The organism is Burkholderia sp. AU28863 (genome assembly GCF_002223195.1).
In the GTDB taxonomy this organism is placed as follows: domain Bacteria; phylum Pseudomonadota; class Gammaproteobacteria; order Burkholderiales; family Burkholderiaceae; genus Burkholderia; species Burkholderia sola.
Map to the genome: position 1 here is coordinate 134,758 of NZ_NKFE01000004.1, position 14,681 is coordinate 149,438.

Annotated in this window: 12 protein-coding genes; 8 read left to right on the plus strand and 4 right to left on the minus strand. The window is 68.3% G+C overall.

Annotated features, from left to right (window positions below; all coding sequences use genetic code 11):
• Positions 1–14 precede the first annotated feature (14 nt).
• Entirely contained in the window at positions 15–1,475 is a 1,461-nt protein-coding gene (locus tag CFB81_RS12095) for a PLP-dependent aminotransferase family protein (protein WP_050018117.1), read from the minus strand.
• Between the two features lie 230 nt (positions 1,476–1,705).
• Here CFB81_RS12095 and CFB81_RS12100 point away from each other — a divergent pair, with 230 nt between their 5' ends.
• The 7 genes from CFB81_RS12100 to CFB81_RS12135 all read left to right on the plus strand — a co-directional run bounded on the left by CFB81_RS12100 (position 1,706) and on the right by CFB81_RS12135 (position 10,062).
• Complete coding sequence (locus CFB81_RS12100; RefSeq protein WP_089435431.1) at positions 1,706–2,398, plus strand: VOC family protein; 693 nt, start codon at positions 1,706–1,708, stop codon at positions 2,396–2,398.
• Between the two features lie 45 nt (positions 2,399–2,443).
• A complete protein-coding gene (locus tag CFB81_RS12105; RefSeq protein WP_069618088.1) occupies positions 2,444–3,352 on the plus strand; it encodes a DMT family transporter in 909 nt (302 codons plus the stop codon).
• Positions 3,353–3,517: 165 nt separating this feature from the next.
• On the plus strand, positions 3,518–4,699 hold the full coding sequence (locus CFB81_RS12110; RefSeq protein WP_069618087.1) for a PLP-dependent aminotransferase family protein: 1,182 nt from the start codon (positions 3,518–3,520) through the stop codon (positions 4,697–4,699).
• Between the two features lie 43 nt (positions 4,700–4,742).
• A complete protein-coding gene (locus CFB81_RS12115; RefSeq protein WP_006478174.1) occupies positions 4,743–5,201 on the plus strand; it encodes a RidA family protein in 459 nt (152 codons plus the stop codon).
• Positions 5,202–5,214: 13 nt separating this feature from the next.
• Positions 5,215–6,099 (plus strand): PhzF family phenazine biosynthesis protein, encoded by an 885-nt coding sequence (locus CFB81_RS12120; protein ID WP_089435432.1) that lies wholly within the window; start codon positions 5,215–5,217, stop codon positions 6,097–6,099.
• A gap of 216 nt (positions 6,100–6,315) precedes the next feature.
• Positions 6,316–8,655 carry an EAL domain-containing protein gene (locus CFB81_RS12130; RefSeq protein ID WP_069618085.1) on the plus strand — a complete coding sequence of 780 codons (2,340 nt, stop codon included), beginning with the start codon at positions 6,316–6,318 and terminating at the stop codon, positions 8,653–8,655.
• A gap of 201 nt (positions 8,656–8,856) precedes the next feature.
• Positions 8,857–10,062 carry a chromate transporter gene (locus CFB81_RS12135; protein ID WP_089435433.1) on the plus strand — a complete coding sequence of 402 codons (1,206 nt, stop codon included), beginning with the start codon at positions 8,857–8,859 and terminating at the stop codon, positions 10,060–10,062.
• A 45-nt stretch (positions 10,063–10,107) separates the two neighbouring features.
• On the opposite strand, the gene CFB81_RS12140 is transcribed toward CFB81_RS12135, so the two are convergent.
• Positions 10,108–10,554, minus strand: a complete 447-nt coding sequence (locus CFB81_RS12140; RefSeq protein ID WP_069618084.1) for a multidrug/biocide efflux PACE transporter — start codon at positions 10,552–10,554, stop codon at positions 10,108–10,110.
• A gap of 112 nt (positions 10,555–10,666) precedes the next feature.
• Here CFB81_RS12140 and CFB81_RS12145 point away from each other — a divergent pair, with 112 nt between their 5' ends.
• On the plus strand, positions 10,667–11,551 hold the full coding sequence (locus tag CFB81_RS12145; RefSeq protein ID WP_069618083.1) for a LysR family transcriptional regulator: 885 nt from the start codon (positions 10,667–10,669) through the stop codon (positions 11,549–11,551).
• A gap of 50 nt (positions 11,552–11,601) precedes the next feature.
• Here the strand turns inward: CFB81_RS12145 and CFB81_RS12150 are convergent, their stop codons facing one another.
• Both CFB81_RS12150 and parC read right to left on the minus strand, forming a co-directional pair.
• Positions 11,602–12,060: a CopD family protein gene (locus CFB81_RS12150; protein ID WP_050017501.1), complete on the minus strand. Its 459-nt coding sequence runs from the start codon at positions 12,058–12,060 to the stop codon at positions 11,602–11,604.
• 261 nt (positions 12,061–12,321) lie between these two features.
• Positions 12,322–14,643 carry a DNA topoisomerase IV subunit A gene (parC, locus tag CFB81_RS12155; RefSeq protein ID WP_089435434.1) on the minus strand — a complete coding sequence of 774 codons (2,322 nt, stop codon included), beginning with the start codon at positions 14,641–14,643 and terminating at the stop codon, positions 12,322–12,324.
• Between the last annotated feature and the right edge of the window lie 38 nt (positions 14,644–14,681).

Here is a 14,681-nt window from a genome sequence, read left to right on the forward strand (position 1 = left end):
CCTGCCGCGCCGAGTCACGACGCGCGCCGCACCGCCGAGTCGATATAGCGCGCCAGCAGCCCGGGCAGCGCCGGATCGCCGCAATTCGCGACGTTGAAGCGCATCCACGTGGACGGCGATTGCTGCGGCGAGAACAGGCTGCCCGGCGTCAGCAGGAAGCCGGCCTCGTGCGCGACCGCCGCGAGCGCGTCCGAATCGACACCCGTGTCGGCCCACAGGAACATCCCGGCCGCCGGCATCGTGAAGAGCCCGAGCCCCGTGCGCTCGAGCATCCGCGCGGTCTTGTCGCGCACGCCGTCGAGCCGCGCGCGCAGCCGCTCGACGTGGCGCCGGTAATGCCCTTCGGTCAGGATCTTGTACAGCACACGCTCGTTGAGCTCGGGCGTGGTCATCCCGACCAGCATCTTCTGGTCGGTGACCGCCTTCGCGATCTCCGGCGCGCAGGCCACGTAGCCGACCCGCAGGTTCGCCGCGAGCGTCTTCGAATAGCTGCCGAGATAGATCACCCGCTTCAACTGGTCGAGGCTCGCCAGGCGCGTGGCCGGATAGCTCGGCGGGCACAGGTCGCCGTACACGTCGTCCTCGACGACGAGGAAGTCGTAGGCCTCCGCGAGCTTCAGGATCCGGAACGCCTGCGCGGCCGACAGCGACGTGCCGGTCGGGTTCTGCAGCACCGAGTTGATCACGAGCATCTTCGGCCGCCACATCTGCACCAGGGTTTCGAGCGCATCGAGGTCGGGGCCGTCGGGCGTATACGGCATCCCGACGAGCTGCGCGCCTTGCGCCGCGAAACGGCCGAACATCTGGAACCACGCGGGATCGCCGACGATCACCGCATCGCCCGGCCGCATGTAGATCCGCGAGATCAGGTCGATCGCCTGCGTGATGCCGGAAACCAGCACGATCTGTTCGGGCTTCGCACCGATCTCGACTTCGGCGAGGCGCGTCTGCAATTGCTGGCGCAGCGGCAGAAAGCCCTGCGCGGTGCCGAAGCCGAGCATCTGCGCGCCCGACTGGCGCCCGAGCGCGCGCAGTGCGCCGGTGATGAGCTCGCCGTCGAGCCAGCGGCCCGGCAGGTAGCCGAGGCCCGGGCCCTTCTCCGGGCTGACGGTGTGCAGCATGTTGCGCAGCAGCCAGACGACGTCGATCGTGTTGTGCACGGGCGCGGCCTCGGCCGTGCGCGCGACGCCGTCGGCCGGCTGCGGGCCGGCGCCCGTGCGCTCGCGCACGTAGAAGCCGGAGCCGCGCCGCGAGTCGAGGTAGCCCTGCGCGACGAGCCGCTCGTAGGCCTCGACGACGGTGAAGCGCGACACGCTCTTGTCGAGCGCGAGCTTGCGGATCGACGGCATGCGCATGCCGGGACGAAACACGCGTTCGTCGATGCGTCGCCGCGCCCACTGGACCAGCTGGTCGACGAGTGTGAGCGTGGCCGTGTCGTGCGGCGCGGGAATCTGGGCGAGTGGGACGGTGGACATGGGCGGCAGCTCCAACTGTACCGAAGGCTATCGTGCCGATTGTACCGTTACTGTGCCGGTAGCGACGATTACAGTTGACCGGAATGGCGATCGTGCGGCCATCGGTCCGACCCGGCCGCACATGGCGCTGCGCCCGCGGGCCCGCGTCGCGGCCGGTGCGCCGGCCGGTCCGGCCTCCACCCGGCCCGGCGCCCGCCTACCATGACACTTTCGCTTCCCGACCGACGCTCATGCCAGCCCGCTCCCTGACACTCGACCATCTCGTGATCGCCGCGCGCACCCTCGACGAAGGCGTGCGCCATGTCGCCGACGCGCTCGGCATCGAACCGGCCGGCGGCGGCCGCCACCCGCTGATGCGGACCCACAATGCGCTGTTCGGTGCGTGGGGCGGGCTCTACCTCGAAGTGATCGCGATCGACCCCGACGCACCCGCGCCGGGCGACGATGCAAAGCCGCCGCGCGCGCGGCTGTTCGGGCTCGACGCCCCGTCGATGCACGCGCGACTCGCGCAAGACCCGTTTCTCGCGCACTGGGTCGCGCGCGTCGACCGCCCGCGCCAGCTCGCGCTGTGGCAGCGCCAGTACCCGGCCCGCATCGCGCCCGTCGTCGCAATGCGACGCGGTGATCTGAGCTGGGGCCTCACGGTGCCCGACGACGGCAGCTTCCCCGCGTGGCAGGGCGCGGGCGACGGCCTCGTGCCATCGCTGATCCAGTGGGACAGCCCGCGCCATCCGGCCGAATCGCTGCCGAACGGCGGCGTCGCGCTGAAGGCGCTCGAGGGCGTCCACCCGCGTGCGGATACGATCCGCGAGCAGCTCGACTGGCTCGGCGCCGCCCACCTGCTCGACGTCGAATCCACCAACGGCGCGCCGGCCCTCGTCGCCGAATTCGATACGCCGCACGGCGCGCGCACGCTGCGCTGAGCGCCCGCCCGATTCCCCACCCTGCAATACGGAGACACCCAGTACATGAATTCGCGCGAAACCCGGGGCATGCTGCTCGGCCTCATCGGCGTGATGATCTTCAGCCTGACGCTGCCGATGACGCGGATCGTCGTATCCGAACTCAATCCGCTGCTCAACGGGCTCGGCCGCGCGCTCGCCGCCGCCGTGCCGGCCGGCCTGCTGCTGTGGTGGCGCCGCGAGCCGCTGCCGACCCGCGCGCAACTGAAAAGCCTCGCGATCACGTCGGCCGGCGTGATCATCGCGTATCCGGTGTTTTCCGCGTGGGCGATGAAGAGCGTGCCGGCCTCGCACGGCGCGGTGGTCAACGGTCTGCAACCGCTGTTCGTCGCGCTGTACGCGGCATGGCTGTCGCACGAACGGCCGTCGAAGGCGTTCTGGGCCAGCGCGGTGGCCGGCAGCGCGCTCGTGATCGCGTTCGCGCTGCGCGACGGCGGCGGCGCCGTGCAGGCCGGCGACGCGCTGATGCTCGTCGCGGTGGGCATCGGCGCGCTCGGCTATGCGGAAGGCGCGCGCCTCGCGCGCCAGATCGGCGGCTGGCAGGTGATCTGCTGGGCGCTCGTCGTGTCGGCCCCCTTCCTCGTGCTGCCGGTCGGCTGGCTCGCCTGGATGCAGCACGCGGCGCATCCGGGCCCGCTCGCGCCGCGCACGTGGCTCGCGTTCGGCTACGTGACCCTCTTTTCTCAATTCATCGGCTTTTTCGCGTGGTACGCGGGGCTCGCGATGGGCGGCACCGCGCGCGTCGGCCAGGTGCAGCTGCTGCAGATATTCTTCACGATCGCCTTTTCCGCGCTGCTGTTCGGCGAAACGGTCACGTCGTCGACGTGGCTGTTCGCGGCCGCGGTGATCGCGACCGTGGTGCTCGGGCGCCGCTCGGCGGTGGCCACGGCGCCGCGCGCCGCTCGCGCCGGCTGATGAGGTGCGCCATAATGAACGTTTTGCCTGATCGGTTTTGCCTGACTGGCCGTGCTTACCCAGCCGCGAAGGCTTCATCGTGCCGGCGCTGCCCACCCGGCAACGTCGAAGCGATGCGCCCGAACGACCTTTCTTGACTGACCACGATATCCGAACGAGGAGACTATGAATCCGAACGACCTGCATCCGCCGCACTGGCAGCTTTCCGAACGCGCCCGCAAGCTGACGAGCTCCGCGATCCGCGAGATCCTGAAGGTCACGGAACGCCCCGAGGTCATCTCGTTCGCCGGCGGCCTGCCCGCCCCCGCGACGTTCCCGGCGGAACGCATGCGTGCCGCCGCCGACCGCGTGCTGCGCGACGCGCCGGCCGCCGCGCTCCAGTACAGCGCGACCGAAGGCTACCTGCCGTTGCGCGAATGGATCGCCGAGCGCTACAGCGTGCGCGTGTCGCAGGTGCTGATCACGACCGGCTCGCAGCAGGCGCTCGACCTGCTCGGCAAGGCGCTGATCGACCCGGGCAGCCCGATCCTCGTCGAAACGCCGACCTACCTCGGCGCGCTGCAATCGTTCTCGCTGTACGAGCCGCGCTACGTGCAGGTGCCAACCGACGAGCAGGGCCTGCTGCCGGAAGGCCTTGCCCCCGAACTCACGCAAGGCGCGCGCCTGCTGTACGCGCAGCCGAACTTCCAGAACCCGACCGGCCGCCGCCTGCCCGTCGAGCGCCGCCGCGCGCTCGCCGCGTTCGCGCAGTCGAGCCCGTTCCCGGTGCTGGAGGATGATCCGTACGGCGCGCTGAACTACCAGGGCGAGCCGCTGCCGACGATGCTGTCGATGGCGCCCGACCACGTCGTGCACCTCGGCACGTTCTCGAAGGTGCTCGCGCCGGGCCTGCGGATCGGCTACATCATCGCGCCCGAGGAACTCCACTTCAAGCTCGTGCAGGCCAAGCAGGCCACCGACCTGCACACGCCGACGCTCACGCAGCGCATCGCGCACGAAGTGATCAAGGACGGCTTCCTCGACGAGCACATCCCGACGATCCGCGAGCTGTACAGCGCGCAATGCGACGCGATGCTCGGCGCGCTTGCGCGCCACATGCCGGAAGGCGTCACGTGGAACCGCCCGGAAGGCGGGATGTTCATCTGGGTGAACCTGCCCGCGCAGATCGACAGCATGACGCTGCTCGCCGCGGCCGTCGACAATCACGTCGCCTTCGTGCCGGGCGCGCCGTTCTTCGCGGAGAACGCGCAGCAGAACACGCTGCGCCTGTCGTTCGTGACGGTGCCGCCCGAGAAGATCGAGGAAGGCGTCGCGCGCCTCGGCAAACTGCTGCGCGAGCGCCTCTGATCCCCTTTTTCCCTGTCACGACTCTCTACGAGGAATCGAACGCATGGCTAACGTCTACGACAAACTGAAGTCGCTCGGCATCGAGCTCCCGACCGCCGGCGCACCGGCCGCGGCCTACGTGATGAGCGCGCAAAGCGGCAACACGGTCTACCTGTCGGGCCACATCGCGAAGAAGGACGGCAAGGTCTGGGCCGGCAAGCTCGGCGCGGATCTGCAAACGGAAGACGGCAAGGCGGCCGCCCGCTCGATCGCGATCGACCTGCTCGCGACGCTGCACGCGCATACCGGCGACCTGAACAAGGTCACGCGCATCGTCAAGCTGATGAGCCTCGTCAACTCGACGCTCGACTTCACCGAACAGCACGTCGTGACGAACGGCGCGTCGGAGCTGATCGCCGAAGTGTTCGGCGACGCGGGCAAGCATGCGCGCTCGGCGTTCGGCGTCGCGCAGATCCCGCTCGGCGCGTGCGTCGAGATCGAGCTGATCGCCGAAGTCGCGTAACGGGCGCCGCGCGATGCCCGGCCGTTTCGTTCGCTTCAAGCAGGTCGACGTGTTCACGTCGGTGCCGTTCAAGGGCAATCCGCTCGCCGTGGTGTTCGACGCCGATTCGCTCGGCGACGACGCGATGCTCGAGATCGCCCGCTGGACGAACCTGTCGGAAACGACGTTTCTCTGCACGCCGACCGATCCGGAAGCCGATTACCGCGTGCGGATCTTCACGACGGGCGGCGAACTGCCGTTCGCCGGCCATCCGACGCTCGGCACCGCGCACGCGTTCCTGGAAAGCGGCGCGCGGCCGCGCACGCCGGGCCGGCTGATCCAGCAGTGCGGGGTCGGCCGCGTCGCGCTGCGCGAGCAGGCCGACGGCTGGGCGTTCGCCGCGCCGCCGGCACGCGTCACGCCGCTCGACCGTTCGGACTACGCGGTACTGGCCGCCGCGCTCTGCAGCGACGCGCTCGACCTGGACGCCGAGCCGTGCGCGGTGGACAACGGCGCGCCGTGGCTCGTCGTGCGGCTGAAGTCGGCCGACGCGTGCATCGGCCTGTCACCCGATCCGGCCGCGCTGGCGGCGCTGACCCACCGCTACGGCGTGGACGGCCTCGCCGTCTACGCGCCGCATGCCGAAGGCGGCCCGGCGACGTTCGAGATCCGCTGCCTGATGACGGGCGGCAAGTTCGGCATCCCCGGCGAGGACCCCGTCACCGGCAGCGCGAACGCCGCGCTGGCCGGGCTGCTGACGCGGCAGGAACGCCGCCCCGGCTCGTCGTATACGGCCCGCCAGGGCACGGCGATCGGCCGCGACGGCCGCGTCTTCGTCAGCTACGACGCAGACGGCACGACCTGGATCGGCGGCCACGTCGTCACGGTCGTCGACGGCACGTTCCGCTCGCCCGACTGACATTTCGCGATGTGCGATGGCGCCGGCTCGTCCGGCGCTCCGCGCTTTGCCCAGCTATCGCAAAAACGTTCCAGCCAGTAATATCGGGCCTAATCCGTTGTTTCGGAGGTCTGTCCATGGTTGCGCGTCCCGCGAACGAACAGACGTCGGGACAATCCGAACCATAGCCGGCCATCCAGACGGATGGCGCATGCGAGCAGGACGCCGCCCTCTTCGATGAGTTCCGCCCGGTCCAACCATACGCCGCCGAACCGACCGCTACGCGCGCCGCGCAAATCGCGCCGGCGTGCGCTGTTTGCCATCCCGCTGCTCGGGATGCTGGCGCTCGCGCTGCTGTGGGCCGTGATCATCGCGCGGCTGTCCGTTGAAAAGGACAGTGCGTACAAGGAAGCAGCGGCCTCCGCGGCGATCCTGTCGTCCGCGCTCGAGCAGCATACGGTCAAGGCGATTCACCAGGTCGACCAGATCACCCGCTTCGTCAAGTTCGAATTCGAGAAGTCGCCGGCGCGCTTCAATCTCGCGAGCGCCGTCGAGAAAGGCGTCGTGCCGAGCGACACGCTGATCCAGGTGTCGCTCGTCAACGCGAAAGGCATCCTGTTCGCGAACACCGCCGAACTCCATCCGCAGCCGATCAACCTGTCCGACCGCGAGCACTTCAAGGTCCACCTCGCGCACAACGACGACCGCCTCTTCATCAGCAAGCCGGTGTTCGGCCGCGTGTCGAGCCACTGGACGCTGCAGATGACGCGGCGCCTGAACAATCCGGACGGCAGCTTCGCGGGCATCGTCGTGGTGTCGGAAGACCCGAGCTACTTCACGAACGATTTCTACAACAACGCGGCCATCGGCAAGGAAGGCGTGATCGCGGTCGTGTCCGACACGGGCGCGGTGCTCGCGCGGCGCACGGGCTCGGTCAACAACGCGCCGGGCGCGTTTTCGGCGTCGGGCGTCTACCCGATCGCGGAGCGCGTGACGGGCACGATCGTCGATCCGATCGACGGCGTGACGCGCATCGTGTCGTACCGCCACCTCGACGGCTACCCGCTCGCGGTGATGGTCGGGCTGTCGCAGACGGAAGAGTTCGCGGACTACACCCACACGCGCAACGTCTACCTGCTGATGACGAGCTTCATCACGCTCGCGATGCTCGCGTTCTTCGGCGTCGCGACGGGGCTGATCGGCAAGCTGCTCGGCCGCGAGCGCGAAATGACGCAGCTCGCCGAATACGACCTGCTCACCGGCCTCGCGAACCGCTATGCGACGCTGCGCGGGCTGCGCAACGACGTGTCGATGCCCGCGAGCCTCTCACGGCTCGGCCTGCTGTTCATCGATCTCGACAACTTCAAGACCGTCAACGACACGCTCGGCCACAACGCCGGCGACATCGTGCTGCAGATGACCGCGTCGCGTCTGGCCGATGCGGTCGGCGACGAAGGCTCGCTCGCGCGCATCGGCGGCGACGAGTTCGTCGTCGTGATGAAGGGCGACGACGTCGAGCGGCGCGCGGTGCGGCTCGCGGAAGCGATCATCCGGATGTTCAGCGAGCCGTTCGACGTACGCGGCAGTTCGTTCGTGCTGCATGCGAGCATCGGCATCGCGCTGCACACCGTCGCGAACGAAAGCGAGATCGACCTGCTGAAAAAGGCCGACCTCGCGATGTACAGCGCGAAGGATGCCGGCAAGAACTGCTACCAGTTCTATGCGCCGCACCTGTCGCACCGCGCCGACCACCTGATGCGCTGGGAACAGCAATTGCGTGTCGCGCTCGCCGAGGGGCAGCTGTTCCTCGCGTATCAGCCGAAGATCGACCTCACGCACCGCTATATCACCGGCTTCGAGGCGCTCGCACGCTGGGATCATCCCGAACACGGCGTGATCTCAGCGAACGAATTCATCTCGATCGCCGAATCGACCGGCCTGATCGTGCCGATCGGCGACTTCGTGATCCGCACCGCGTGCGAGCAGATCGCGCGCTGGCGCGATGAAGGCCACGACACGCTGACGCTCGCGGTCAACATCTCGCCCGTGCAGTTCTGGCGCGGCGACCTGATCGAGACGATCTCGCAGGCGCTGCAGGACACCGGCATCGACGCGAACCGGCTCGAGATCGAGATCACCGAAACCGCGATGATGGAATATCCGGAACTCGTGTCCGAGAAGATCGTCGCGCTGAAAAAGCTCGGCATCCGGATCGCGCTCGACGATTTCGGCACCGGCTATTCGTCGCTGTCGTACCTGCACCGCTTCTCCGTCGACACGCTGAAGGTCGACCGCTCGTTCGTGCAGGCGATTCCGACCGATCGCAGCGTGTGCGTGATGGTGTCGTCGATCGTGCATCTGGCGCGCTCGCTCGGGCTGACCGTCGTCGTCGAGGGCACCGAAACCGAGGAGCAGATCACGTGGCTGTCCGCACTCGGCGAAATCGAGGCACAGGGGTTCCTGTTCTCGCGCCCGGTGCCGGCCGATGCGATTCCCGCGCTGATCGCACGCTTCGGCGTGCGCGGCGATCATCCGAACGTCATCGCGCATCGCGCGACCGGCAGCACGGGCGGCTGAGCCGCACCGCTGCAGCCGCGGCGCGCGTTGCGCACCGCCGCAATTGTTACGTTTTCCGATCCGGTCGTTTAGTTCATTAACTAGCGTTTTCGCGCATGGTAGTGTCACGATGCGCGGCGGACAATCGGGAGGGCCGACGTGTCGGCGGGCCGTCGCCACGGCCTTACGCGAGAGATCTGGCCCCGCGCCAACCACACAATCATGACAACCGTCGAAGTCGAAGCGACCGCGCGTGTCGAAGAGGCACCGGCCTCCCTATGGACCTTGTTCAAGGTCGTCGCCAGCATTTCGGCCGTCTCGTGGGGCGGGCTTTCGATGATGGCGCAGCTCGAACGCCATTACGTGGAGCGGCTGCAGCGCATCGAGCCGCAAGTCTTCGGCGATCTCGTCGCGCTCGCGTGGCTCGTACCGGGCCCCGTCGGCTGCAATGTCGCCGTGCAGGTCGGCCAGACGTTGCATGGCCGCGCCGGCGCATGGATCGCCGGCATTGCGAGCGTGCTGCCGTTCTCGGTCCTGATGACGCTGTTCGCGATCTTCTATCAGACGCCGCTCGTCCGCTCGCTGGCCGCGCCGGTGCTGATCAATCACTTCGGGATGGTGCTCGCCGCGCTGATCGGCGTCACGTGGGTCAAGCAGTTGCGCTCGCTCGCACGCACGCGGCTCGAACAGGCGATCGCCGCGTTATCGACGATTCTGCTGGCTTTCGCGCATAGTCCGGCCGCTTTCGTCGGGATTCTGTTCGCCGCGTTTGCAGCGGGCTGGCTGACGGGGCCGTCGCAACGCGACGCGGTCGATTTCACGCTGCCGAAGCGCGATCGCGGCCTGCTCGTGCTGCTCGGCGTGCTCGTCGTGCTGTTCGCAGTGCCGCTGCCGGGCGATTACCAGGCGGATCTGCTGTGGCCGCGCCTCGCGGGCGCCGGCATGACGCTGTTCGGCGGCGGCTTCTCCGCGCTGCCGGTGCTCAAGACGCTGTTCGTGTCGCCGGCGACGGGCATCTCCGATCACGACTTCACGCTGGCGTTCGCGCTGTCGCCGGTCGCACCGGGGCCGTTGCTGAACGTCGTGCCGTTTCTCGGCTACCTGACCGACGGGTGGGTCGGTGCGCTGCTCGCCACCGCCGCGCTGTTCATTCCATCGGGGTGCCTCGTCGTATTCGCGCAGAACCATCTGCTCCGGCTCAAGCGCCATGCGCGCTTCGAGCACGGGATGCGCCTGCTGCGCGCGGCGACGACGGCCTTTCTCGTGGTCGCCGTCGTGAAGATCCTGCATCGCGAACCGGCCGACCCGGTTTACTGGCTGACGGGCGCGTTCGCGACGCTGTGCTTCACGCGCTTCAAGGTGCCCGTCTATGCCGTGTACGGCGTGGTCGCCGCCGTGTGCAGCGTGTGGCTGTGGGTCGCGCACTGACGAGCGGCGGCCGTCACCCTGCTCGCGCTGGCCGGCCTGACTCCGTCAGCCGGCCTGCACCGCGACGCGGCGCGCGATCCAGCGGGCGCGCAGCGCGTCGTACGCCAGGTTGAAGCAGAACGTGTAAGGCAGGAAGAACAGCACGATGCCGAGGTCGAGCAGCAGCGCCTCGACGAGGCTCACGTTCAGCCACCACGCGGCAACCGGCACCACCATCGCGACGAGGCCGAGCTCGAACGTCACCGCGTGCGCGACCCGCATGCCGAGCGTGCGCGACAACCCGGCCCGCCGCTCGAAGCGGTCGAACAGCGTGTTGAACGTCATGTTCCACGCCATCGCGATCAGCGACACCATCACCGTCAGCACGCCGACGTGCGACACCGGCATGTCGAGCAGCCACGCGCCGATCGGCGCGCACAGTGCGATCGCCACCAGTTCGAACGTCAGCGCGTGCAGCAGGCGTTCCGTCACCGTTTTATTCGTCTGTTTCATGATGCCCTCCGATGCATTGTTTGATCCATGTCGGGCATTCTGATCGGCGGTACCGTGCGAATCCAGTTTGATATCATCGGTTTTACCGATATAACGCTGCGAGGAGCCCTGCATGCACCACGCCCCGGAAGCCCTGCTCGCATTCGCCGAAGCGGCGCTGCTCGGCTCGTTTACGGCCGCCGCCCGCAAGCTCGGCAAGCGTCAGTCAACCGTGTCGGAAGCGATCGCGAATCTCGAGATCGATCTCGGCGTGCAGTTGTTCGACCGCTCGACGCGCACGCCGACGCTCACCGATGCCGGCCGTGCGCTGCTGCCGCAGGTGCAGCGGGCGCTCGAGGCCAGCGCGGCGATCGACCGCACGGCCGCCCGGCTCGCGCACGGCGAGGAAGCGCGGCTCACGCTCGTCGTGTCCGATACCTACCAGTCGAAGCGTTACGAGGAAACGTTGATGGCGCTCGAACGGCGCTTTCCGGCGCTCGAGCTCGAATGCCAGATCGCCGAGCACGACGACGTGCTCGACCTGATCCAGCAGGGTCGCGCGCAACTCGGGCTGATGGCCGCGCGCGCGGCCTACCCGGCCGATATCGGCGCGGCGACGGTAGCCGAGGAATCGGAGATCGGGCTGTTCGTCGGCCGCACGCATGCGCTCGCCGAATACGGCGACGCCGAGGTGCCGCACGCCGCGCTGCGCGACGTGCGCGAACTGCGGCTCAATACCTACGTGAAAACGGAAGGCCGCGGCACCGACGACCGGATCGTCGTCGGCACGCAGCACTGGCTGGCGCCGAGCTACCTGATGCTGCTGGAGATGGCCGTACTCGGGTTCGGCTGGGCGGAACTGCCGCGCTGGATGGTCGAGCATTTCGCGCGCGACCGCCTGTGCGAGCTGCGCGCGCGCGGCTGGCCGCGCCGTGTACGGGTGGATGCGGTCTGGTCGCGCAACCGGCCGCTCGGGCCGGCCGGCTCGTGGCTGCTCGACGCGATGCTGGCCGCGTAGCGGCGCGTGCCGCCGGGCCTACGCCGAAGGCAGTAGCCTGCGCCAGCCAGTCAGAAACCGCGCGACAGCACGGCCGCGCCGATCGTGACGACGCCGAGCACGAGGTTCACGACGACGAGCAGGCGCACCGCATTCACCGCGCGCGCGCCGTCCGGCCAGTTCTGCGCCTGCACCGCACGGCGAATGCGCGGGAACAGCGCGAAGCGGATGTGCCCGAAGATCAGCATCATCACGACGCCGAGTCCGGCCATCGCGTGCAGCGACCACGTCGCGTGCGCGCCGCCGAAGCTCATCAGCAGGAAGCCGCCGGACAGCAGGATCACGATCACGGCCCCGGACACCCAGTTGAAGAAGCGGCCGAACACGCCTTCGATCAGCGGCAGCCGCAGCTGCGGCGACAGGTCGGACAGCGCGGGGCGCAGGCAGAAGTGCGCGAAGACCATCCCGCCCACCCACACGGCGACGGCCAGCAGATGAAGAAACAGCGCGACGGCAACGGCGTGGGACATGGGGACGATCCTGTGATGAGTGGGGTGCAGCGAACGGCCGCGTCGCACGCGGCATCAAGCGACGTTCGACCCGCCAGCCGCGCGGCGGTTCGGACCCTCGACGCGATTTCACACTATTTTGCAAATTCCGCGTGACAGCGCCACGCTTGCTTACCCGCATCCGCGCGCCAGAAAGAAAAAGCCGCACGCCCGCGGAAGCGGACGTGCGGCCTTCGATCGCGGCCGAACCGGCGATCCGGCGATCCGGTCGACCACGCGGCGTCAGCCGAGCAGCGGACGCAACTCGGTGACGACCTTGAGCTTCGTGTCCGGCGCGCGGCCCTTGCGGGCGCGCTTGCCGATGTGCGGCGCGAGCCCGGCATACGACAGCGTGTCGTCCTGCACCTTGCCGCCACGGCCGGTGCCGATCAGCACGACGCCGGCCGGATCGATCGCCAGCGCCTGCACGAGCGTTTCCTTGTCGTCGAGCGCCATCAGGATCACGCCGCGCCCGCCGCCGGACAGCGTCTTCATCTCGTCCATCCCGAACACGAGCAAGCGCCCGCCGCTCGACAGGCACGCGACCTGCGTCGCGTTCGGCAGCACCGGCATCGGCGCGAGCGGCACCGCACCCGCGTCGATCGTCATGAACGACTTGCCGGCCTTCAGGCGGCTCACCATGTCCCCGACCTTCGCGAGGAAGCCGAAGCCGTTGCTCGACGCGAGCAGCAGTTGCTGGTCGGCCGGCGCCGCGTAGTAGTGCATCAGGTGCGAGCCCGATTCGAGCTCGATCAGCGACGTGACCGGCACGCCGTCGCCGCGCCCCCCCGGCAGCACCGACACGTCGACCGAATACACGCGGCCGCTGCTGCCCCATGCGATCAGGCGATCCGGCGTGCGGCACTGGAACGCGGCGTACAGGTGGTCGCCCGCCTTGAACGTGAAGCCTGCCGGGTCGAGCCCGTGACCTTTCAGCGCGCGCACCCAGCCCTTCTGCGACACGACGACCGTCACCGGCTCGTCGACCACCTTCGCCTCGAACGTCGCGCGCTTTTCCTGCTGGATCAGCGTGCGGCGATCGTCGCCGTACTGCTTCGCGTCGGCCTCGATCTCCTTGATCATCAGCCGCTTCATCGCGCTTTCGTTCGCGAGCAGTTCCTCGAGCTTCGCCTTCTCGTCGCGCAACGCTTCGAGTTCCTTCTCGATCTTGATCTTCTCGAGCCGCGCGAGCTGGCGCAGCCGGATTTCGAGGATGTCCTCGGCCTGCCGCTCGCTGAGGCCGAACGCGCTCATCAGCGCGGCCTTCGGCTCGTCCGACTCGCGGATGATGCGGATCACCTCGTCGATGTTCAGGAAGACGATCATCCGCCCTTCGAGGATGTGGATGCGGTCGTCGACCTTCGCGAGACGATGGCGGCACCGGCGCGTCATCGTCAGCTGGCGGAACTTCACCCATTCGTCGAGGATCGTCAGCAGGCCCTTCTGGCCCGGTCGGCCGTCGGCGCCGATCATCACGAGATTCAGCGTCGCGTTCGATTCGAGGCTCGTGTATGCAAGCAGCGTGTTCACGAATTCCGTCTGGTCGATCGTGCGCGACTTCGGCTCGAACACGAGCCGCACCGCCGCTTCCTTGCCCGACTCGTCGCGCACCGCGTCGAGCAGGTCGAGCATCGCCTTCTTCGTGTTCAACTGCTCGGGCGTCAGCGTCTTCTTGCCGAGCTTCAGCTTCGGGTTGGTCAGTTCCTCGATTTCCTCGAGCACTTTCTGACCCGACGTGCTCGGCGGCAGCTCGGTCACGACGAGCTGCCACTGGCCGCGCGCGAGATCCTCGATCTTCCATTTCGCGCGCACCTTCAGGCTGCCGCGGCCCGTTTCGTACGCCGCCGCGATTTCGGTGTCGCTCGAGATGATCTGGCCGCCGCCGGGGAAATCCGGGCCCGGAATCAGGTTCATCAGCTCGGCATGCGTGAGCTTCGGATTGCGGATCAGCGCGACCGCCGCGGCCGCGACTTCGCGCAGGTTGTGCGACGGGATTTCGGTGGCGAGGCCGACCGCGATGCCCGACGCGCCGTTCAGCAGCACGAACGGCATGCGGCTCGGCAGCGTCTTCGGCTCCTCGAACGAGCCGTCGTAGTTCGGCATGAAGTCGACCGTGCCCTGGTCGATCTCGTCGAGCAGCAGCTTCGCGATCGGCGTGAGGCGCGCTTCCGTGTAACGCATCGCCGCCGCGCCGTCGCCGTCGCGCGAGCCGAAGTTGCCCTGCCCGTCGATCAGCGGATAGCGCAGCGAGAAATCCTGCGCGAGACGCACGAGCGCGTCGTACGCCGACTGGTCGCCGTGCGGGTGGTATTTACCGAGCACGTCGCCGACCACGCGCGCCGATTTCACCGGCTTCGCGTCGGGCCCCAGGCCCATTTCGTTCATCGCGAACAGGATCCGGCGCTGCACCGGCTTCTGGCCGTCGCACACATCGGGCAGCGCGCGGCTCTTCACGACGCTGACCGCGTAGCTGAGATACGCCTGTTCCGCATAGTTGCCGAGCGTCAGCGCGTCGCTCTCGGGCGCGTCGGGGCTGGCAAAGAGATCGGAAGTATTGTCGTCCATCTGAATTCCGTATTCGTAAGTGGCGTGAGGCCGGGCCG

Bases quoted from the DNA above. Each gene is read 5' to 3' on its own strand.
- CFB81_RS12095 (WP_050018117.1), bottom strand. From the start codon at position 1,475: ATGTCCACCGTCCCACTCGCCCAGATTCCCGCGCCGCACGACACGGCC.
- CFB81_RS12100 (WP_089435431.1), top strand. From the start codon at position 1,706: ATGCCAGCCCGCTCCCTGACACTCGACCATCTCGTGATCGCCGCGCGC.
- CFB81_RS12105 (WP_069618088.1), top strand. From the start codon at position 2,444: ATGAATTCGCGCGAAACCCGGGGCATGCTGCTCGGCCTCATCGGCGTG.
- CFB81_RS12110 (WP_069618087.1), top strand. From the start codon at position 3,518: ATGAATCCGAACGACCTGCATCCGCCGCACTGGCAGCTTTCCGAACGC.
- CFB81_RS12115 (WP_006478174.1), top strand. From the start codon at position 4,743: ATGGCTAACGTCTACGACAAACTGAAGTCGCTCGGCATCGAGCTCCCG.
- CFB81_RS12120 (WP_089435432.1), top strand. From the start codon at position 5,215: ATGCCCGGCCGTTTCGTTCGCTTCAAGCAGGTCGACGTGTTCACGTCG.
- CFB81_RS12130 (WP_069618085.1), top strand. From the start codon at position 6,316: ATGAGTTCCGCCCGGTCCAACCATACGCCGCCGAACCGACCGCTACGC.
- CFB81_RS12135 (WP_089435433.1), top strand. From the start codon at position 8,857: ATGACAACCGTCGAAGTCGAAGCGACCGCGCGTGTCGAAGAGGCACCG.
- CFB81_RS12140 (WP_069618084.1), bottom strand. From the start codon at position 10,554: ATGAAACAGACGAATAAAACGGTGACGGAACGCCTGCTGCACGCGCTG.
- CFB81_RS12145 (WP_069618083.1), top strand. From the start codon at position 10,667: ATGCACCACGCCCCGGAAGCCCTGCTCGCATTCGCCGAAGCGGCGCTG.
- CFB81_RS12150 (WP_050017501.1), bottom strand. From the start codon at position 12,060: ATGTCCCACGCCGTTGCCGTCGCGCTGTTTCTTCATCTGCTGGCCGTC.
- parC (WP_089435434.1), bottom strand. From the start codon at position 14,643: ATGGACGACAATACTTCCGATCTCTTTGCCAGCCCCGACGCGCCCGAG.